The organism is Microtetraspora fusca (assembly GCF_001570365.1).
GTDB lineage: Bacteria > Actinomycetota > Actinomycetes > Streptosporangiales > Streptosporangiaceae > Microtetraspora > Microtetraspora fusca.
The window spans coordinates 247,575-268,677 of the sequence record NZ_BBYK01000046.1 but is presented as its reverse complement, the minus strand read 5'-3'; the positions used below and the strand labels follow the sequence as shown (position 1 = coordinate 268,677).

Sequence of the window (21,103 nt, the reverse complement as noted above, 5' to 3'; positions counted from 1 at the left end):
GTTCATCTGGTCTCGCTTGATGAAGAAGGGGTGGGGGTGGCCTGGTCACACTCCGCAGCTGTATGCCAGCTCATGCCATATACATAACAAGAAACTACCACCCGCCCGGGTTTGACAAGGAGTCGTTACCCCGCCCTGACAAGTGCTTTTCGTCTGTTGCCGTCTGATCGCGGACAGTGATCCCGTCGCCGCCCGGCAGAGTCGTGCGCGGGCGACGGCGAGGCCGCCGGAACGGTGCCAGCGGCGGACGAGACGTCGAGGTGTGGGGCGGGTCAGCCGAGGCTCCCCGCCCACGGCGGCGTGAGGTCGCCGAGGACGTCCTCGTAGTCGGCCAGCCAGGCGCCGAACAGCACCAGGCCGCGCAGCCAGAACCGGGAGTTCCACGAGCCGAACGACGCCAGCGCGTCCGGCCCCTCGGCCACGACGTCCAGCATCTGCGGCGACATCAGGCCGGGGATCGTCGCGGCCCTCAGCAGCATCCGGTGGTTCCACTCCCGGGCGACCGGGCCGTTCGAGCGCAGCGGCACCCGGCGGTGCGGGAGCGCGCCGTTGGTGGACGGCAGCGTCGCGACCTTGGGATTGGCCGCCCGCAGGATCTCCCGGTAGAACTTGCCCCCCTCCTTGCGGGTGACGGGCACCGAGAGGGCCGCGTCGAAGAACTCCGGGTGCAGGAACGGGAACACCGGCGTGGCCTCGGGGCCCACCAGATTGACCGGGGAGCGGGCGATGCCCCGGGCGGTGCGCGTGTGCAGCACGCTGAGCGGCAACTCGGAACGGTGGCCGTGCAGCATCGAGGTCGCCCGGGTGAAGGCCGCGCGGACCCTGCCGTCCATCCAGCCGAGCGCGGCCTCGCCGAGAACAGGCATGTGCGGCTCGCCGGTCGCCAGCGCGGCCAGGAGCGCCTCGCGGCGGGAGGCGCCGGTCCCGGCGTCCACCGCGTCGGCGGTGATGAGGAAGTTCTTCATCAGCGGGCCGCCGGCCAGGCCGTCCACCACCGGCCGCCCCGCCGCGTGGACCTCGCGGGCGAAGGGGGAGTACCAGGCGTGGTGGCTGGTCAGGTACTCCAGCCGCCGAGCCGCCCACAGCGCCTCTTTCGGGTATTTCTCGGGATATTGCGGGATGATTCGGTGCGGCAGGCCGAGTTCCCGGGTGATGTAGCGCGCGAAGTCGATGTCGTTGTCCAGCCCGTCGTCCGGGCTGGTCGTCCACGACTCGACGTCCATGTTCCTGGCCACTGCGACGCTCGCCAGCAGCCGCGAGTCGTACCCGCCGCTCACCGGGACCAGCACGCGGTCGTACGGCTTGAGCGCGTCGTGCAGCAACTCGACCAGGTCGCCGCCGGTCACGCCTCGGTCGAACGGCTCCTCGCGCACCCAGCGCGGCGCCCGCCGGTCCACCCGCATCCGCCGGTCGGTCCGGGACCAGATCAGCGCGGACGCCCCCGGCAGCCGCTTGACCTCCAGGTAGGGGGTGTCCTCAAGCAGCGGGTAGGTCAGCTTGAGAATGGCGGCCCAGGCGTCCCAGTTCACCTCGTACGGCGTGCGCGCCAGGGCGAGCAGCGGCTCGATCAGGCCCGCGAAGTAGATCGCGTCGCCGTCGGCCAGGTAGTAGACGTCGTCCAGGCCGAAGGCCCCCGTGTGCAGGATCACCTCGTCCGGCTCGTCGATCAGGCCGGGCGTCTCGTAGGTCTCGGCCACGGACAGCCAGCCCGGTCGCGCCCCCGTCCCGGCGGGCACGCCCGATTCTCCGGGACTCGCCGGCAGGCGGCCACCCCAGGCGAAGGCGGCGTGGCCGGAATCGCCCGCCTGGCCCCGCTCCTGAACGTCCGCCGCGTCTGTCCCCGTGCCCGTGCCGTACGGGCGGATGGGCGCGGAGGTGAGGAGGGCCGCGTCCGGCGTCCGGTGGACCAGCCGCACGGCCGGGCCCGAGCGGGCCAGCGCGTCCAGCCTGGCCGGGTCGAAGGGCCCGATGGCACCACACACGTACGGCCTGGCCTGGTATCGCGGCCACTCACCTTTGCGCACCGTTTGCCCTCCTTCTACTTCGACGGGAGAGTCTACGGATCCGGGCCACCACCCAACGACCCGCGAAAACCGCGAGGCCCGCTCGGCCGCCGCCCTCGCGAGCTCACCGCCCCACAGAGCACTCACCGGCACGGCCCGGAGTTTCGGCCCGGAAGGCAGCGTCTGCGTACCCGTGTGGAGGACGACCCCCACGACGAAGTCCTCACCCGGCCGGTCCGCCAGGTGGGATGGCCGGAGGCGTGTGGACAGATGGTCGCCGGGGGCGTGGAGAGATGGTCGCTGACTGTGTGGAGAATTCGTCGCCGGTGCGGTGGACGGTTCGTCGGCGGGCCTGGGCGGGGTGTACGGCCGGATTCGCGGGGTATGTCGTGGCGCTTCGCCGGTAAGTTTGTGGTCAGCGGGATCTTGGGAGCGGTGGAGAGCTTTGTGGCGGTTCGGGGAGCGGAGATCGATCCGAGTGATCTGCGAATATTGTGGCTCCCGCCTTTTCGGACTACCGCGGAGTGACCCATGAGCGAGACGAGCGACCTCGAGAGCGTCAGGCGCGCATTGGCGCAGGCCGTCGAGGAGGCCGCGGGGGCGGCGGAGCTGTCCCGGCTCCTCACCGAGTACGAGCGACGGCTCGACGAGGTGGCGCGCTCCGAGGCCGAGGCGCTGACGCGGATGCGCGAGGCCGAGGTGCGGGCGCGGAGGGCCGAACGGCAGAACACGCAGCTCGCCAAGCAACTGGCCGAGCAGCGCTACCAGACCGAGGTCGCCAACTGGAAGCTCGCCTCGGTGCAGGACAGCCGCTGGCTCAAGCTCGGCGACGCCCTGCACACCAAGAATCCCGGCACGGTGGCCCGGACCCTCAAGGAGCCGGTGAAGAAGCGGCCCGCGCCCAGGCGTTCCGAATTCAAGCCGGAGCTGCCGGACGTCGGTGAGCCGCCCGCGACGCCGGCCGCGCCCGACCCGCGCGCGCCGCAGGTCTCCGCGCCCATGGCCGACGGCTTCGAGGTGCCCAAAGGGCCGCTGGCCCGGCCGTACCTCACCGTGGCGGCGATCGTGGACCGGCAGACCGAGGCGCTGCTGCGCTACGAGTGGCGGCAGGTGACGAACTTCGGCCCCGAGAACTGGGCCGCGATGCTCGACCAGCACCAGCCGCACCTGCTCTTCGTCGAGTCCGTACAGCCCGGCCCGCGGCAGGGCAACGGCGGGCGCTGGCTGGAGGCCCTGGCCGGGGAGTCGCGGGCGCTGCGCGACCTCGCGGAGGCGTGCCGCAAGCGCGGCGTCAAGACGGTCTTCTGGCACTCCGGCGGCTCCGTCTCCCGCGGGGTCCCGGCCGCCGAGCACTTCGAGTACGTCCTGACGACGACCGAGGCCCGGGCGAGGGAATGGCGGGCCGCGCTGCGCCACGATCGCGTCGGCGTCCTCCCGCTGGCCGTCCAGCCGCGCATCCACAACCCGATGCCCGCGATCGGCGGGCGCACCTCCGACGTCTTCACGCTCGGCGCGGTGGCGCTGCCGGCGCCGCCCGCCGAGGAGAGCGAGCCGGATCAGGCCGACGCGGCGCCGCGGGCGGAGGCCGCCGAGCCCGTCCTGGGCGGCCGCGTCTGGCGGCCGCTCCCCGGGCAGGACGAGGACAAGACGTCCTACGACGACGTCCTGACCGCGTACCGGCGGGCCGGGCTGGTGGTCGCGGTGGCCGACGCGGACGCGCGGGTGGTCGCGGAGATCGCCGCCTGCGCCACGCCCGTGCTCAGGCTGGCCGCGGGCGTCAAGCCCGAGGTGACCGTGGCGCAGGCCGAGGCGCTGCTCGCGGACGCCGCGGGCCTCGAACGCGAGGCCCACCTGGGCTGGCGTCGGACCGTTCCCGTCACGCCACTGCTCGACCCGCTGTTCGACGTGGTCGGACTGCCCAACGTCCGTAACATCGGCACCGTCTCGGTCATCGCGGCCGTCCACGGCGCGGCCGAGCTGGAGCACCTCCTGGACCAGATCGCGCGCCAGGCCCACGTGCCGGGGCAGCTCGTCATCATGGCCGAGGGGCTGGACGCCGGGCTGGTCGAGAAGAGCGCCCGCCAGATCCTCACCCCGCTCCAGACCTCCGCCGAGGACGCCCCCGGGCTGTCGCTGCCGCAGGGCGTGGCCGTCCTCCAGGACCTCGTCGTACGGGTGCCGGACGCCCCGATGACGCGCGGCGCGGCGCTCGACCGGGCGCTGCGGCTGGCCGAGGGCGACTACGTCGCGGTCTTCGACCCCCGGGACGTGTACGGCCAGCACTACCTGTCCGACCTGATCCGCTACTTCGGCTCGACGGACGCCGAGATCGTCGGGAAGGCGTCGTTCTACGCGCACCTGCCCGAGGTGGGGGCCACCCTCCTGCGCCAGCCGGGCGCCGAGCACAGGTTCCTGCCCGAGATCGGCGGCGGGACCCTGCTGGGCCGCCGCCAGGCGCTCGCGGACCTCGGCTTCGCCGACGTCTCGGACGACTGGGACGAGACGCTCATGCGCCAGTGCCGGGCCGACGGGGTCCGGGTGTACTCGGCGGACCGGTACTCCTATGTCTGCGTGCGCGAGTCCGCCGTCGGCCGCCTGCTCGGCTCGGCCACGCTCCAGGGCTACTTCCCCGTCGAGCCCCTCGCCCTGATCTAGGTCGGCACTAGGCTGCCGGGGTGACTCCTGACCAGCTCGCCGAGCTTCTCGGTGCGCCGCCCGCGCCATGGGGATCGTGGGTGAGCGAGGCGGTCTACGGCTCGCCGGTCGCGTTCCGGGCCGCGTCGGGGCGGCCGCCGCGCGAGGTCGCCGAGGAGATCGCGGAACGGCTGCGTGAGCACCACGGGATCAAAGCGGTCACGGTACGGCCCGACGGGTTCCTGCTGATCACGGTGACGGCGCCGGGCGAGGTCGCGGGTGAGATCGTGCGGAAGGGGCCGCCGGAGATCCGCGAGCCCGCCGCGCTCGCCCCGGACTTCCCCCGTACGTGGGACAACCCCGGGTTCGTCGTCCGGTACGCGTACGCGCGGGCGGCGGCGGTACGGCGCTGGGCGCGCGATCTCGGCGTCCCCGAGGAGGGGTTCCGGCCCGAGGCGCTGGACGATCCGCACGACCGCGCCGTGCTGCGGCTGCTCGCCGAGCTGCCGAGCCGTACGGCGAGCCGCGACCCGGCGTGGGGGGCGTACGCCGGGCAACTCGCGCTCGCCTACCACGACGCGCACGAGCACTGCCCGGCCGTGCCGTGGGGAGACCGGCCCGCGAGCGACGTCCACACCGCGCGGCTCCGGCTGGCGACCGCCGTACGGACCGTACTGGCCGCGGTCGTGACGCCCGCTCTGCCCGAACGGCTGTGACGGCGTCGGGCGCCGGTCCACCCGTCCTTACACGGTCGTGCACCGCCGCCACGACCGAGGCCGGAGCGGAGGCGGTCGGGGAACACCGCAGGGGCGGGCGCTCCCGAGCCACGGAAAAGGAGGTCCACCATCTTCGGGGCTTTGCAACGAATTTTTCGTTGGAACGATGAAATCGCCGCATTTCATATGGTCGGCTGTCTCGCCTGTCGGTCATCCGTCTCGCCGTGCCGGTGGGGTCGGATAGCCTCGTTCGGGTGAGCCGATTCGCCCATTCCGCCGGTGACGGGCATGCCGAAGCGCTGCCCGAGGTACGTCCACCGCACACCCCCACTGATCTGAACACCCTCGACCCGGCGATCTGGACGCGAACGTCCGGCCGGATCGACGGTGCGATCACGATCGGCGGCGTCGACGTGCGTGATCTGGCGGCGCAGTACGGTACGCCCCTCTACGTCGTGGACGAGGAGGACTTCCGCTCCCGCTGCCGCGACTATCGTGGGGCGTTCGACGACGGCGAGGTCCACTACGCGGGCAAGGCGTTCCTGTGCAGGGAGATCGCCCGCTGGATCCAGCAGGAGGACCTCGGCCTCGACGTGTGCAGCGCGGGTGAGCTCGCGGTCGCGCTGAGCGTCGGCTTCCCGCCCGAGCGCATCACGATGCACGGCAACAACAAGTCGCTTGCCGAGCTGGAGCGGGCCGTCGACGTCGGGGTCGGCCACATCGTGGTCGACTCGTTCGAGGAGATCGCCCGGCTCGGGTTCCTCGCGGACAAGTACGGCACCCGCCCCAAGGTCATGATCCGGGTGACGGTGGGCGTCGAGGCCCACACGCACGAGTTCATCGCCACGGCGCACGACGACCAGAAGTTCGGCCTGTCGCTGAACAGCGGCGCGGCGGCGGAGGCGGTCCGGCGCATCCTGGCGCTGCCCCAGCTCGAACTGGTCGGTCTGCACTCCCACATCGGGTCCCAGATCACCGACACGGCCGGCTTCGAGGTGGCGGCGCGCCGCCTCGCCGCCCTGCTCGTCCAGGTGAAGGAGGAGCACGGCGTCGTCCTGCCCGAGCTGGACCTCGGCGGCGGCTACGGCATCCCGTACGTCCAGGGCGACGACGCCCTGGACGTGAAGGAGCTCGCGGACGGCCTGCGCGACATCGTCACCAAGGTGTGCGAGGCGGCCGGCCTGCCCATGCCGCGGCTGACCGTCGAGCCCGGCCGGTCCATCGCCGGGCTCGCCGGCGTGACGCTGTACGAGGTCGGCACGGTCAAGGACGTCGAAGGTCTGCGCACCTACGTCAGCGTCGACGGCGGCATGAGCGACAACATCCGCACTGCCCTGTACGGCGCGGACTACACCGCGGTGCTCGCCTCCCGCGAGAGCGAGGCCGAGCCGATGCTCTCCCGCCTCGTCGGCAAGCACTGCGAGAGCGGCGACATGGTCGTGCGTGACCTGTGGTTCCCCGCCGACCTCGCGCCGGGCGACCTGGTCGCCGTGGCCGGGACCGGCGCGTACTGCCGGTCGCTCGCCAACAACTACAACTACCTGCCCAAGCCGGCCGTCGTGGCGGTGGCCCACGGCCAGTCGCGCGTCATCGTGCGCCGGGAGACCGAGGACGACCTCCTGAGGGGACAACTGTGACCAAACCGCTGAAAATCGCGTTGCTGGGCTGCGGGGTCGTCGGCTCGCAGGTCGTCCGGCTCCTGCGCGAGCAGGAGAGCGACCTCGCCGCGCGCGTGGGCGCCCCGCTCGAACTCGCCGGGGTGGCGGTGCGCAAGCTCGGCCGCAAGCGCGACACCGACATCGACCCGGCCCTCCTCACCACGGACGCCGAGAGCCTGGTGACCCGTGACGACGTCGACATCGTGGTCGAGGTGATCGGCGGCATCGAGCCGGCCAGGTCGCTGATCCTGGCCGCGATGGCCTCGGGCAAGTCCGTGGTCACCGCGAACAAGGCGCTGCTCGCCGAGGACGGCGCGACCATCCACCGCGCCGCGCGCGAGAACGACGCCGACCTCTACTTCGAGGCCAGCGTCGCGGGGGCGATCCCGCTGCTGCGCCCGCTGCGGGAGTCGATGGCCGGTGACCGCGTCCAGCGGGTGCTCGGCATCGTGAACGGCACCACCAACTACATCCTCGACAAGATGGACTCCACCGGCGCGTCGTTCACCGACGCCCTGGAGGAGGCCCAGGCGCTCGGCTACGCCGAGGCCGACCCGACCGCCGACGTCGAGGGCTTCGACGCCGCGGCCAAGGCGGCGATCCTCGCGGGCATCGCCTTCCACAGCCGGGTCACCGCGGCGGATGTGCACCGCGAGGGCATCACCGAGATCACCGCGGCCGACGTCGCCTCGGCCAAGGCCATGGGATACGTCATCAAGCTGCTCGCCATCTGCGCGCGCTCCGAGGACGGCAGGTCCGTGGGCGTCCGGGTCCACCCCGCGATGATCCCGAGGTCGCACCCCCTCGCGGGCGTCCGCGAGGCGTACAACGCGGTCTTCGTGGAGGCCGAGTCGGCCGGGCGGCTGATGTTCTACGGCGCGGGCGCGGGCGGCGCGCCCACCGCCTCGGCGGTGCTCGGCGACATCGTCGCCGTCGCGCGCAACCGCATCGCGAACACCCGGGGCCCCGAGGAGTCCACGTACGCGGACCTGCGGGTGCACCCGATGGGCGAGAGCATCACGCGGTGCCACGTCTCCCTCGACGTGGCGGACAAGCCGGGCGTCCTCGCCAGGGTGGCCGACATCTTCGCCAAGCACGACGTCTCCATCCAGACCGTCCGCCAGGAGGGCAGGGGCGACGACGCCCAACTCGTCATCGTCACCCACCGCGCCACCGACGCCGCGCTCCAGGCGACGATCGAGAGCCTGCGTGAGATGGACACCGTCCGCGCGGTCGCCGGCGTGATGCGGGTCGAAGGCGACGAGGCCCCGTAACGAGGCTCCCTCGCATCTCCTGCCGCTCGTGCCTCACAATTCCGATATATCTGGGAATGTGAGGCACGAGGTGTGCCGGAAAGCCTGACGCGGCGGGGATGTGAGATGCGAAGAACACTCTGGGCGACACTCGCGCTGTCCGCTCTCGTCGTCCCGGTGTTCGCGGGGCAGGCCGCCCACGCGGCGTCCCGTCCCGCCGTCCAGGCCGCGAGCCGTCCCGCCGTCACGGCTGGGATCGCGGCCGCCGCCGTACCGGCGGCCAAGCCGACGGCGAAGCCCGGGAAGAGCCCCACGACGGTCGTCGCGCTCACCTTCGACGACGGCGACCGCAGCCATGCCATGGCCGCGAGGCTGCTGGAGAAACACGGGCTGCGCGGCACGTTCTACGTCAACAGCGGCGATCTCGGGACGCCGGGCAAGCTCTCCCGCCGCCAGGTGGCCGCGATCGCGAAGGCGGGCCACGAGATCGGCGGCCACACGGTGAACCACGAGCGGCTGACCGACCTCGACCCCGAGGAGCAGGCGGCGACGATCTGCGCCGATCGCCGCGCCCTCCTCGGAACGGGCCTCAGGGTGCGGACCTTCGCCTACCCGTACGGAGCGGTGGACGCGACCGCCCGGCAGGCCGCGCGGGACTGCGGCTACAACGCCGCGCGGACCATCGGCGGCATCGCCCAGCGGCCGTGCCGCGACTGCACCGTGGCCGAGCCCGCCCGGCCCGAGCGGGTCTACGAGATCCGCACGCCGGGATCGGTCCGCGAGAGCGCCACGCTGGCGGACCTGAAGGGCTACGTGATCCGCGCCGAACAGGGCGGCGGCGGCCTGCTCCCGCTGGCCTTCCACAAGGTGTGCGCGCGAGGATGCGGCACCTTCTCGGTCCGTACGGACGTGCTCGACCGGTTTCTGAGCTGGCTGGCCAAGCGCGAGCGCCACGGCACGGCCGTGCGCACGCTCGGGGACGTCACCGGGGGCCGGGTGCGTCCGGCACCCGCCGAGGTGCCCGGCGGGTGAATCCACGTCGGGAAGGTAGCCGTGCCGGATGTCAGGTCGATGGAGGTTCGCCGCGTTTGCGGAACAGGTGATCGGCCTTCCTGATCGCCCGGCGTACGACCGTCAGGTCGCGCTCGCGTCGCAGGCGGACCGCCTCGGCCCGCCACTGCTCGGCCTTGGCCCGCCACCGATCGGTGTCCCGGCGGCCCTTCGCGGCCTCCTTGCGCAGCGTGGCGGCCTCCTTCTCCAGCGCCGCCAGACGTGACCGCAGCCGCCCTCCGTCGACCTTGCGCTGGACGGCCAGCGCCTTCCAGTGGGCCGCTTCCGTGTTGCGGCTGCTCCGGGGCGGCCGGACGGCCGGGTCGAGCCGGGCGAAGCCCCACGTCTCGCCGTCGAGCCACTCCACGCCGAAGGTCTCGTGGATCACGTCGTCGACGTGCTCGCCGTCCTTGACCAGGCGGAGCGCCCGTGCCACGGACGAGGTCCGCTCCAGGCGGGCGCTGAGCACGCCGCCCCCGTCCTCGTCCAGGGCCACGCACAGCAGCCCGAGATCGTGCTCCTCGGCGTACCGGACCAGCCGGTCCACGGTGTCGGCGGCGACGCTCCAGCCGGGCGGGCAGACCAGCCGGAACGGCGCGGGAGTCGCCGTCGCGGGGGCGGAGGCGGCGAACCCGACCCGTCCGTCGTGCGCGTAGCGGCCGCGGACGAGCCGCAGGTCGAGCAGCGGGTCGTCCAGCGGCGCCCGCCGCCCGCCGTCCAGCGCGTCCCACGGGCCGGTGAGGGTGACCCGCACGTCCGGGAGCGTGCTGACGAGTGCGGCGTCCACGGTCCCCGCCACGCTCTCGTAGCCCGCCGTCGACGCGTCCACGAGCACCTCGACGTACGGCACGAGCCACTGCCGGCCGCCCTCGATCCGCAGGAAGCGCCGGTAGGGGATGCGGTCCGCGACGAACGGGGAGTTGTACCGGCGGACCTCGTCCCCGCGCCGCATGGCGGTCGGCGTGCCGAGATGCCAGCTCCGCGCCGCCCTGTCCGGCACGAACACCGCCCCCGCCTGGGTGAGGCGATATCCCAGCTCGGTGTCCTCGGCGAGGACCAGCGACGTGTCCAGCCCCCCGGCCGCGCGCAGCAACTCGGCGGGGAGCGAGGCCGTCGCCCCGACGTGGACGCGGTGCAGGACCGAGCTGGGCGCGTTCCTGAACCCGTCGTACCGGTCGACCAGTTCCTCCCACCAGTCGTGCGCCACGCTGGAGGGCAGGTCGAAGAGCGCGTCCTCGTGGCCCGCGGCCACCGTGTCGCGTACGTCCGGGGGAGCGGGCAGCCCGGCCGCCACGTCCGCGAACCGCAGCGTCCCGAGCACGACGAGGTAGTCGGCCAGGTGATGCCACCGCATGTGCGCCTCGACGTGCTCGCGGTACGGCACGATGTCGGCGTCGATGCGATGGATCACGTCGCCCTCGGCGAGTGCCACGGCCGTGTCGAGCGCCCAGGCGATGCCCCAGCCCCCGGGACGCGTGGGCACCACGCGGGTACAGCTCGGCGCGATCGCGGGCACCCGCAGCGGCGGGCCGCTGCCGTCGTCCACGACGATCACTTCCAGGAGGCGGTCGGGGTAGCTCTGCGCGGCCAGCGCCGCCAGGAGGAGATCCAGCTCCGCCTGGCAGTCGCGGGCCGGGACGACCACGCTGACGGTCAGGGAGGGCTCCCAGGCGCCCGGGGCGGGCGGCGCGAGCGCCGCATGGTCGTTCCGCCGGATCCGCGGGACGCCGCTCTCGGGGACGGTGTACGGGCTCATGGCGTGGCCTCCGGCGCTTCCATCAGGGCGCTCGGCCGGAAACCGCGCCACTGCCGCTTGTTCCGCCGGAGGAAGGTGCCGATCGGCTCGCGCCAGGTGTGCTGGGACGCCGGGCCGCGCCGCAGCACGTACCCGAGGCCCTGGGTGCGGTACACCTGCCCGCCCGCGCTCTGCACGGCGTGCTGGAACTGGGTGTCCACGGCGCGGGGGAGCGGGCGGAAGCCGCCGACCGCGTCGAACGCGGCCCGCTCGGTGAAGATCGTGCCGCCCGCCACGAAGTTGGTGATCTGCTCGGTGACCTGGTCGCGGCGTACGGTGACGTCGATCGACGCGAGGTAGACGAACTCCAGGGCCGCGCCCAGCACGTTCGCGCCGGTGTAGGAGTGGGCGAGCAGCAGGTCGGCCAGGAAATCCGGGCCGTACCAGTCGTCGTCATCCATCTTGAGCAGGAACGAGCCGGACGCGCGGGCCGCCGCCCGGTTGAGCAGCGCCCCGAACGCGAGCGACGCCGCACCCTCGACGACCGTGATCGGCCGCTCGAACGAGGCGACGGCCGGGGCCACGGACGGATGATCGCGCGGGATCCCGTGCAGGGCCAGAACGACCTCCAGCTCCGCGTCGCGCTGCCGGGCCGCCTGGCCGAGGGCGAAAGGCACCATTTCGGGGCGGCGGGTGGTCAGCAGCACGGACGTGAGCGGCCGCTGCCGGGCGGGGGCGCCGAGCCGCTCCCATCGGGCCTCGACGCCGTGGTCCCGGAGGGCGCGCCTGCGGAGCCGGATGCTGTGCTCCTCACGTCGCAGGTCGTCGTCCAAGTCCTCGGGCGTGGCCGCGCGGAGCAGCCCGATGAGCCCGTCGCCGAGCGCCCCGGCCCACGGAGGGATCTCGCCGGTCAGCATCGGCACGCCCGCCGCCGCCAGCGAGGCGACCACCCGTACGGCCGCGATCGGCCCCGTGTGGCCGTTCCGCCAGTCGATCCGCAGCCCGCGCAGCTGCCTGAGACGGGCGACGTCCGTGACGGTGACGCACCCCGACGCGGCGAAGCGGGTGAGCACCTTCCCGTCGTGGACGGCGTTCCAGCGGCCGTCGGCCAGTTCGAGGCGGCCGACGCCCAGCGTGGGCGTGGTGACGAAGCCCATCGGATTCACCGACCGGTCGTCCACCGGGGGAAGCAGCCGGACATCGTTCACATGTACGGCAGGCCGCCCGTTCGCGGCCTCCGTACCGGCACCCAGAGGCGCGGCGCCTCCGGGCTCGCCGAGGCGCTCCCAGCTCAGCTCCTCCAGGGCGGGGAGATCCACTACGGCCTCGTCCCCTTCCCAGGTGGGCAGGCCGTCCGGGAAGGAGGTGCGGAGCACCACGTCGCCGCCGGGAGCGCCGATACGTATGGGCAGAGGGCCGCCCGGCTCCACCGGGGACGCATTGGGGTCCCCAGGCCGCCAGTGGGCCGCGCCCGGCCCGGCCAGCGCCGCCACGGGGGCGGCGATGCCGTCGAGACGGTTCCCCGCGAACGCGCGGGCGGTCGCGGCCACGGTCCGCCCGGCCGGCGTGGCGGCGGAGAATCTCGCGTCCACCGCCCACGCGCCGCTCGCCGGCCGGTGAACCCTCAGCTCCGTGAGGGCCCGCCAGCGGTGGGCGGGCGTGAGCGACGGCGCGGGCGCCGGGTACCAGTAGGGGGTCTCGGCGGTGACCACGATCACCCGCTCGGCGCGGGGCAGCAGCGCGTGCATGGTCGCGGCCCGGCGCAGATCCGTCGGAGTGCGCGCGAGCACGAGGACCTCCGCCACCTCCTCGTCCGGCGACGGAGCCGCGGTTCCGTCCGGCGCGGGGCTCTCCGGAGACAGGGCGAGCCGGGGGTCGCCGTCGAGGTTCACGAGGTGTCGGACGCCCTTGGTGGCGAGGCTCTCCGGGGACTCCACTCCGACGCAGTACACGGCGACCCGCCGTCCCACGCCGCGCCGTACGGCCTCGCCGACGATCCGCTCGAACATCACCGCCGCCTGAACCTCCGGCCGCGAGCGGCGCCGACCGGCTCCGCGTCATGGGCGTGCCGGAGTTCGGCCTTCAGCCGGGCCACCTCGGCCCGCAGCCGCGTGGCTTCGGAGCGCCACCTGGCCGCGCTCGCCCGCCACTTGGCCGGGTCGCCGCCAACCGGCTCGGCGTCCTCGTCCCGTACGACGCCGAAATCCTCCGCCGCGACCCAGATCGACCCGTACATCTCGTCCACCAGCGCGTCCAGGACGCCGGGACCAGGGGAACGGCGAGCGGGGCCGGTGGCACGCGGCACGCGGTCAGGGGGAGCCGTTCTCGTCCCGCCGGCGACCAGCGCGGCGCGGGAGAACGCGGCGGTCCGTTCCAGCCGCAGCGCCGTCACCCCCGCCGGAGTCTCCTCCACGGCCGCCGACACGAGGCCGTACCCCCGGCGTTCGGCCAGCTCGACGAGCGACGCCAGGGAGTCGGGGCCGAGCACCCATCCGGCGGGACAGACGAGCCGGAACGGCGTGGGCGCGCAGCTCTCCGCCGCCGCCCGCGCGAAGCGCACCCTCGGCTCGTGCTCGTACAGGTTGTACGCGAGCCGGGTGTCGAGCATCGGCTCGTCGAGCGAGGCCCGGCGGCCCGGGGGCAGCTCGTCCCAGGGGCCGAGGAGCACCACCGAGGTGTCGGCCAGGGTCCCCGCCAGGGCGGCGTCCACACTGGCGCGCACCTGCTCGTACGTCGCGCCGTGCGCGTCGATCACCACCTCGACGTACGGCACCGCCCAGTGGCGGCGGGGATGACGGCGCAGCCACCGCAGGTCGGGGATCAGGTCGCCGAGGAACGACCAGTTGTGCTGGTGGACGTCGGCCTCCCGGCGCATGACCGTGGACGTGCCGAGGTGCCACGCCCGGGCCTCGGGGTCCGGGATGAAGACCGCTCCCTGCTGCGCGAGCCGATATCCGAGGTCGGTGTCCTCGGCCATGTTCAGCGACGTGTTCACGCCGCCCGCCGCCTTCAGCAGCCACGCGGTGACCGACGTCGTCGCGCCCGAGTGCAGCCGGTACGCCCCGGAGACCTCGTCGCGCAGCTCCCGGGTCGTGCCGAGCACCTCGGCGGTCCAGCTGTGCGGCCGCGCCCCCGCGAACGCCGCCGCGCCCTCGTACGTACCGGCGAAGACCGCCTCGGGCGAGGGCGGTGGCACGTCGTCGGCGACGAACCCCACACTCCCGTGGACCACGGCGTAACTCGCCAGGTGGTGCCACCGCATGTGCGCCTCGATGTGGTCCCGCGCGAGGATCATGTCGGAGTCGACCCAGTGGACGACGTCCCCGACCGCCGCCTCAGCGCCCGTCTGCCTGGCCCAGCCGCGTCCCCACCGGCCCTCGGGCACGCGTACGATCCGGGTCGCCTCGGGGGCGATGCGCGGGAGGCGCAGCGCCGGGGCGCTGCCGTCGTCGGCGACGACGACCTCCATCAGATCGCGGGGGTAGGTCTGCGCGGCGAGCCCGGCGAGCGTCCGGTCCAGCGCCTCCTGGCACTCGTACGCGGGGATGACGACGCTGACCGTCAGCCGGGGCTCCCAGGCGCCGAGCGCCGGGGGACGCAGAGTGCCGTAGTCGTTGCGCCGGACGCGTGGAGCACCCGGAGCGAGGGCGTCAAGAGCATCGACAGTCGGTCCGGCGTCAGGGGTGGGGGCATCAACGGCACCAACAGCACCAAATGGCATGTGCGGAACCGTCATGGCGTGCTGCGGGTGAGCGTCACGAGCCCCTTCTCGGCCTCGTGATCCACGGCTTCCAGGGGGAACTCGTCCAGCCAGCGCCGGACCGCCGCCCGCTCGTCGGCGCGGGCGGCGTCGTCGACGAGGATGCGCACGTCCTGCGTGCACCGGTCCAGCAGGGCGGGGACGGCCGGGTAGCGCGCCTGCGGTCCGGTCGCGCCCGGCGGGCCGTCCACGAGGAGCAGGCCGATCCCGTCGAGATCCCGCGTGGCGTCCTCGTCGTACCAGTTCCAGGACTCGGCGCCGTGCCGCCAGGGGCGCAGCGGGGCATGCCGCACCTCCACGATGTGGGACAGTCCGTGGGCGCGCACCAGGTCGCGGGAGAGCTCGAGATAGCGCTCGTCGTGCTCCAGGGAGACGACCCGGCCGCCGCCGTAACGTTCCACGGCGTAGCCGAGCCAGACGCTCGACGAGCCGCTGCCGCACTCGACGACCAGCCGGGGCCGGTGCTCGCAGATGTGCCCGACGAGCCGGCGGAGCAGGTCGGGCGAGGCGGCCCACCCTCTCAGCTCGGGCAGCGGCGCCCTCGGCTCGATCAGCGACCGGAGATCGACGTACGCCTCGACCTGGCGGTACCCCTGCCGGAACTCCCTGGTCAGGGCCTTCTCGACGCGATCCAGCCGAGTGCCGACGAGCGAGCCGACGCCGTCGACGGCCTTCTCGATCTCCTGCCGGGCGAGCGTCGCGTTGACACGGTCCTCCCCGAGCGAGGCGAGGATCGCGCGCAGGTCCTCCTCGCGGCGCGGGCCACGCGCCTCGGCCGCCGCCGTGACCTGCTCCAGCCGCCCGGCGACGTTCGCGAGGGCGTTCGCGGCCTTGGCGAGGGCGGCCTCCTGGCGCTTGACCCGGCCGTCGATGCGCAGCGCCTTCCCGTCCACACGGCGTACGGAGAGGGCGACGAGGAACATCAGGCCGGTCGCGCAGACGAGGAGGCCGAGGGTCAGTCCGGCGAGGATTTCGACGATCTCCAGCAGGATCAGCACGGTCAACGCCGCCAGCGTCAACGCGCCGACCGCCGCGGCGGCCACGATGAGCCGACGGGTGGTGGGCATTCGTTGTCTACCTCCGTGGTACGCCCCGACGGCTCGCCTGCGAGCGCGGGGCACCTCCCCGGATCTGCCCGCGCGCGGTGCCAGGAGGGCCTCGGCGGCGGTGCCGCCGCTCGCACGCGCGTCGCGCGCCCTCTCTCCCCGCCTCGTGGCGTGTCCGTCCGGATCCGCTCTCGGCGGCGGATCCGCGGAACAGTACCGAAATGGTCTACGGGACTGTTGCAGTCACGACTTCAGTGGAATTCTAATGATCACCGAACATTGCGGATTCTTCCGGCCTTCGGCGTATGTGTATGTTCTAGCGGTGCTTTGTAGGTAAACCATGGGTAATCCCTGAGAGTTTCCTGATAGGACGGTCATGACGAGCCCCCAGGGGTTCCTGAGCAGTGCGGATGCGGAGCCGGCGCAGGCCACATGGGACGGCGCCCGGTGGATGATCGCCGGGACGCCATTTCCCGAGGAATCGACCGGGGAGGCGGTGGCGCGGCTGCGCGCATTCCAGAGCGTGGGCCTCGCCTGGCCCGGCATCATTTCCCCCGACGCCGCCCCCTCGCCCGACGGCGATACGCCGTACGACGCCGACGCCCGCCGATCTCTCGACGCCGTGCTGGCGCTCGCGGCGGCCGGGGTGCCGCTGCACGCGGAGGCGGTCCCGCGGTGGCTCGCCGCCGAGGATCCCGCGCTGGCCGAGCTGCTCACCTCGGCCGGCTGGCTCGAACCGGAGACCGACACGTCCGGAGTCTCCGTGGCCCCGCTCCGCCGGGAGGAGCACAGCGTACGGCTCCGCCGCCACGCCCTCGCCGCCCGCCGTACGCGGCCGAGCGTCAGCGTGATCGTGGCCAGCAGACGGCCGTCGATGGCGGGGTGGGCGCTGTCCCAGATCGCCCGGCAGCGGCACGTGGACGTCGAGGTCGTCTTCGCCGCCCACGGCTACTCCGCCGACGTCGTACGGCGGGCCGCCAAGGGGCTGGACATCCCCGTCGAGGTGATCGAGGCGGACGGCGGCACGGTGTTCGGAGACGTGCTGAACGAGGCCGCGCGCCGGGCGAGCGGAGACCTCCTCGCCAAATGGGACGACGACGACTGGTACGGCCCCGAGCACCTCGCCGACCTCCTGCTCGCCCGCTCCTACTCGGGCGCGGACATCGTCGGCACGACGGCCGAGTTCTTCCATCTCGAACCGCTCAACCTCACCATCCGGCGCACCGACTACAAGAGTGAGGTCTGGAACCGGCACGTCGCGGGCGGCACCATCATGCTCGACCGCGCCGCGTTCACCGGTTTCCCCTCGGTGCCGCGCGCGGTGGACGAGGGGATGCTCACCGCGGCCGAGGCGGCGGGCGCCCGCATCTACCGCACGCACGGCCTCGGCTACATGCTCAGGCGCTCGACGGCCGACCGGCACACCTGGCGGCTGCCGCTCGCCCACTTCCTGAAAGTCGCGACCAACCAATGGCGGGGCGTGAGGCCCAGCCGCATCCTGGAGCCGGCTCATTGATCGAAACGCCCGTAAGCACCCCCCGCGTCAGAGGAAACGACTATTCCGTCCTGACACCCCCTGAGATCGGCTCCTGGACGCCCCGGCTGACGGTCAGCGTCGTCATCCCCGCGTACGGCGGGCAGGACAAGCTCGACCTCGTGCTCGCCGCGCTGGCCGTCCAGACCTATCCGGCGGAGCTGACCGAGGTCGTGGTCGTGGACAACGGCACCTCCCCGCCGCTGCGCCTCCCCGAGCCGAGGCCCGCCGGCACCCGGCTGATCAGATGCGAGACGCCGGGCCGGGCCGACGCCAGGAACGCCGGGCTCGCTGCGTCCGGCGGGGACGTCGTCCACTGGCTGGACTCCGACGTCGTGCTGGAACGGGACGCCGTCGAGGCGCAGATGCGCTGGCACCACCTCGCCCCCTACCTCTCCGTGACCGGATATCTGCGGTTCAGCGAGGCGCGGCCGCCCCAGCCCGCGGAGATCGCGGACGCCGCCGAGCTCGCCCCGTTCTTCGAACCCGCCGAGCCGCACTCCTGGATCGTCGACCTCGTCGGGCGCACGGACGGCCTGCGCGACGCGCGCCGGGCCTTCAGCCTGCACGTCGGGGGATCGACCTCGGTCAACCGGCGGCTGATCGAGATGACCGGTCCGATGGACACCGGCCTCATGCTGGGCCAGGACACCGAGATGGGATATCGCCTGGCCCAGGCGGGCGCGGTCTTCGTCCCCGAGCCCCGCTCCCGGGCCTACCACCTCGGCCCCACGATGCGGATGCGCGACATGGACCGGGTCACCCGGGTCAGCCACGCGTTCATCCCCGACCGCGTCCCGCAATATCGCTGGCTCCGCTCCCACCCCGGCCGCCAGTGGCTCGTGCCGTACGTCGAGGTCGTCGTGGACGGCGCGGACGCCTCCTACGAGGACGTGCGGGCCACGGTGGACACCGCCCTCGCCGGCACCGTCCCCGACGTGGGCGTGGTGGTGACCGGGGTGCCCGAGCCGGAGACCCGCGAACGGCGGGCGCCGCTGACCGACCCCTGCCTCGACCGCACGCTCGTCCACGGCCTGTACGCCCACGAGGCGCGCGTACGGTTCACCGCGTCGACCGCGCCCGCGCCGTTCCGGTTGCGCGTCCCGGCCGGGTGGGCGTTGGGGGAGGACACCCTGGCGACGCTCGTCGACCTGATCGAGGAGCGCGGGCTGGGCATGGTCGGCCTCCTCCTGTCCGAGGACGGCGAAGGCCCCGGGGGAGGGGTGACAGTCGCGCGCCTGGAGCGTACGGCGGCGTTCAACCGGGCGACCTTCGTCCAGGAGCCCGGAGCCGCCGGGGAAGCCGGACGGGCGGCCGACGCCGGGAGAGGCGGCGGGGAGACGGAGGCGCTGGACGACGCCGTGGCCGAGATGTTCGGCGCGGTGTGGATCGACGGGGCGCCCGTCGGCCTCCTCCCGGCGGAGCAGGCGCCGGTTCCCGTCGGACGGCGCAGCGCCTACCGGGCGAGGGCCGAGGCGCAGGCCGAGGCGGCCAAGCTCGCCAAGGAGGTCGAACGGCTGCGCGCCCAGGTGGGGAAGTGGCGCGACGAAGCCGCCAAGTGGCGCAAATCCACCGTGGAACTGCGCCGCGAGGTGGGCTCCCTCCGCAAGGAGGCCGCAACGTTACGCCGCAAGCGGAGCATCAAGGCCATCGTCCGCCGCGTGATCTACCGCTAGTCCGCTGCCCGCGACGTTCACCGGGACCGAGGGAGCGGAGCGGAAGGGAGCGAGGATCGGAGCGAAGGCCCGGCGAAGCGGGCTTCGCGAGGATCGGAGGTGCCTCCCGGCGAAGTGACCGACTCGGCCGAGGTTCGTGCAAATCCACTGGCGACCCCTGGCGGGATGGATCGAGCTCTCTGGCTGTCGCCGGCGACAGCCAGAGAAGACCACCCGGCGGCTCCGCCACGCATGGACACCCGCCGGAGCACTACGGACGAATCCGGTATCGGGTCCGGATGGCGGTGCGCAGCCGCCGGACCCACGAGCGCTTCCCTCGCGGGCGCCCGCCGCGCCCGCGCGCCTCGGTGAGACCCGCCATCGCCGACCTCATGTCCGTCTGAGGAGCCGCGGGCCGGGCGGGTGCGGCCGGCCGTTCCTGCGCCGAGGGCCAGAACGCCTCCGCCGGGCTGTGCCGTACGCCGTGAGTCTGCCGGATGACGTCCGAGAGGGGCTCGCCCGGGCGGGCCAGCAGCAGGGCCCGTCCCACGGCCTCGGTACGCTCCACGGTCGCGGTGCGGCCGTCCGGGAACGTGACGACGAGCATGCCGAGCCGCTCGTCGAGCACCGTCTTGACCATCCGCTCCAGCGTCTCCGGCGCGAGCGGGACGTCCACCGGCCCTGAGTAACGGAACGGCACCGGCGTCGCGCTCGGCGACACGTCCTCGGCCAGCCGTACCCGGGGGTCGTCGGCGAACCCGGTCCGCAGCATGCGCAGATCGAACCCGGGCGCGGTCAGCACCGGGTGGCGGCCGGAGGGCAGCGCCGACCACGGCGCCACCAGCGTGACGGCGACGTCGGGCAGCGACCCGTCGAGCGCCGCGTTCACCGCCGCGCGGGTGACCCGCTCGCTCGCCCCGGCCACGTCCAGGACCACCTCCACGTACGGCACGCGCCAGTGGCGGCCCCGCTCCTTGCGCAGGTCGCGGCGGAGCGGCACGCGATGGGCCAGGTAGGGCTCCACGGTCCGCACCGTCGCCCCGCGGTCGCGCCGCTGCGCGGGCAGGCCGAGATGGACGGCGCGGGCCGCGAGATCCGGCACGAAGACGGCGCCCGCCTGGGCCAGCCGGTACCCCAGCTCGGTGTCCTCGCCCCGCTGGACCTCCGCGTCGAAGCCGCCGACGTCAAGGAAGAGCGTCCGGTGGAGGGACAGCGTGGGGCCGGTGCAGACGTGGTACGGGTTCTTGCTGCCGCGCATCCCGTCCAGGCGGAGGATCGTCATCTCCGTCGTGCTGGGGATGGTCTTCTCGGGGTCGAACAGGTGCGTCAACGTGTCGCCGGCCACGGCCTCGTACACCTCGGCGGCCGTGACGGGGGTCTCCTCGATGAACCGCTTGCCGCCGATCGTGACGAGATAGTCGGTGAGGTGGTGCCAGCGCAGCAGCGCCTCAAGGTGATCGCGGTGGAGGACCATGTCGGCGTCGAGACGCTGCACGACGGTGCCGTCGGTGGCGGCGACGCCGGTGTTGACCGCGTGTCCCGGTCCCCAGCCGTCCGCGGTCGTGACGATCCGGGTGTTCTCGGGGCGCATCTCCGGTAATCGCAGCGGCGGGACGCTGCCGTCGTCCACGATGACGATCTCTGTCAGATGGGCGGGGTAGGTCTGCGCCGCGAGCGAGGCCAGGGTGAGATCGAGCCGGTGCTGGCCGCCGTACGCGGGGATGATCACGCTGACCGGCACTTCCGGATGCCAACCGCCGATCGGCGCGGGGACCAGGGGAGAATAGTCGTTGTGCCGGATCCTCGGCCGGACCTCGTCGCCCGCCACGTGCCCCTCCTCGGTTGTCACCTGTCGAGTCAAGTCAGGGGATCGACCCTAACGAAGCAAACTCCTAGTTCGCTGAGAGCGCGAAGCGCTGCTCGTCCCCATATATCGGCCTCGTGTCCGGAAATATGTCCATAAGCTGGACGGTGGATCCCGCAGGTAGAGCGGTTGGCCGTAAACTCGGTGGCCAATACCGCAGGTGGGCCCGTGTGGCGGAGCCCGCGTAGAAGGAGC

Annotated in this window: 13 protein-coding genes; 7 read left to right on the top strand and 6 right to left on the bottom strand. The window is 73.1% G+C overall.

The features are described 5' to 3' along the window. Window positions 1-272: 272 nt before the first annotated feature. On the bottom strand, window positions 273-2,024 hold the full coding sequence (locus tag AWQ68_RS16570; RefSeq protein WP_066941288.1) for an adenine nucleotide alpha hydrolase family protein: 1,752 nt from the start codon (window positions 2,022-2,024) through the stop codon (window positions 273-275). Window positions 2,025-2,534: 510 nt separating this feature from the next. On the opposite strand from AWQ68_RS16570, the gene AWQ68_RS16565 reads away from it, so the two are divergent. From AWQ68_RS16565 to AWQ68_RS16545, 5 genes are all read left to right on the top strand, one after another. Beyond that, on the top strand, window positions 2,535-4,658 hold the full coding sequence (locus AWQ68_RS16565) for a glycosyltransferase family 2 protein (protein WP_066941286.1): 2,124 nt from the start codon (window positions 2,535-2,537) through the stop codon (window positions 4,656-4,658). Window positions 4,659-4,678: 20 nt separating this feature from the next. After that, on the top strand, window positions 4,679-5,353 hold the full coding sequence (locus tag AWQ68_RS16560; protein WP_066941284.1) for a DALR anticodon-binding domain-containing protein: 675 nt from the start codon (window positions 4,679-4,681) through the stop codon (window positions 5,351-5,353). A gap of 254 nt (window positions 5,354-5,607) precedes the next feature. Then, window positions 5,608-6,990, top strand: coding sequence for a diaminopimelate decarboxylase (gene lysA, locus AWQ68_RS16555; protein WP_066941282.1), 1,383 nt, complete (start codon window positions 5,608-5,610; stop codon window positions 6,988-6,990). After that, the gene (locus AWQ68_RS16550) at window positions 6,987-8,285 is read left to right on the top strand and encodes a homoserine dehydrogenase (RefSeq protein WP_169808930.1); all 1,299 of its coding nucleotides are present in this window, start codon (window positions 6,987-6,989) and stop codon (window positions 8,283-8,285) included. The genes lysA and AWQ68_RS16550 overlap by 4 nt, the downstream gene beginning before the upstream one ends. Window positions 8,286-8,390: 105 nt before the next feature. Further along, the gene (locus AWQ68_RS16545) at window positions 8,391-9,296 is read left to right on the top strand and encodes a polysaccharide deacetylase family protein (protein WP_066941281.1); all 906 of its coding nucleotides are present in this window, start codon (window positions 8,391-8,393) and stop codon (window positions 9,294-9,296) included. Between the two features lie 31 nt (window positions 9,297-9,327). Here AWQ68_RS16545 and AWQ68_RS44975 read toward each other — a convergent pair whose 3' ends face one another. Genes AWQ68_RS44975 through AWQ68_RS16525 form a run of 4 tightly spaced genes read right to left on the bottom strand, consistent with a single transcriptional unit; the run spans window position 9,328 to window position 15,876 of the window. Continuing rightward, complete coding sequence (locus tag AWQ68_RS44975) at window positions 9,328-11,070, bottom strand: glycosyltransferase family 2 protein (protein WP_066941279.1); 1,743 nt, start codon at window positions 11,068-11,070, stop codon at window positions 9,328-9,330. After that, window positions 11,067-13,058: a glycosyltransferase gene (locus AWQ68_RS16535; protein WP_066941277.1), complete on the bottom strand. Its 1,992-nt coding sequence runs from the start codon at window positions 13,056-13,058 to the stop codon at window positions 11,067-11,069. Before AWQ68_RS16535 ends, AWQ68_RS44975 begins: the two co-directional genes overlap by 4 nt. Beyond that, on the bottom strand, window positions 13,058-14,770 hold the full coding sequence (locus AWQ68_RS16530) for a glycosyltransferase (RefSeq protein ID WP_169808929.1): 1,713 nt from the start codon (window positions 14,768-14,770) through the stop codon (window positions 13,058-13,060). Before AWQ68_RS16530 ends, AWQ68_RS16535 begins: the two co-directional genes overlap by 1 nt. Window positions 14,771-14,781: 11 nt before the next feature. Next, the gene (locus tag AWQ68_RS16525; RefSeq protein WP_066941274.1) at window positions 14,782-15,876 is read right to left on the bottom strand and encodes a class I SAM-dependent methyltransferase; all 1,095 of its coding nucleotides are present in this window, start codon (window positions 15,874-15,876) and stop codon (window positions 14,782-14,784) included. Window positions 15,877-16,231: 355 nt separating this feature from the next. Here AWQ68_RS16525 and AWQ68_RS16520 point away from each other — a divergent pair, with 355 nt between their 5' ends. Then, window positions 16,232-17,371 (top strand): glycosyltransferase family 2 protein, encoded by a 1,140-nt coding sequence (locus tag AWQ68_RS16520; RefSeq protein WP_066941273.1) that lies wholly within the window; start codon window positions 16,232-16,234, stop codon window positions 17,369-17,371. Continuing rightward, complete coding sequence (locus tag AWQ68_RS16515) at window positions 17,368-19,065, top strand: glycosyltransferase family 2 protein (RefSeq protein ID WP_245655948.1); 1,698 nt, start codon at window positions 17,368-17,370, stop codon at window positions 19,063-19,065. The genes AWQ68_RS16520 and AWQ68_RS16515 overlap by 4 nt, the downstream gene beginning before the upstream one ends. Before the next feature lie 250 nt (window positions 19,066-19,315). On the opposite strand, the gene AWQ68_RS16510 is transcribed toward AWQ68_RS16515, so the two are convergent. Continuing rightward, window positions 19,316-20,893 (bottom strand): glycosyltransferase, encoded by a 1,578-nt coding sequence (locus AWQ68_RS16510; protein WP_084464066.1) that lies wholly within the window; start codon window positions 20,891-20,893, stop codon window positions 19,316-19,318. Window positions 20,894-21,103: the final 210 nt, after the last annotated feature.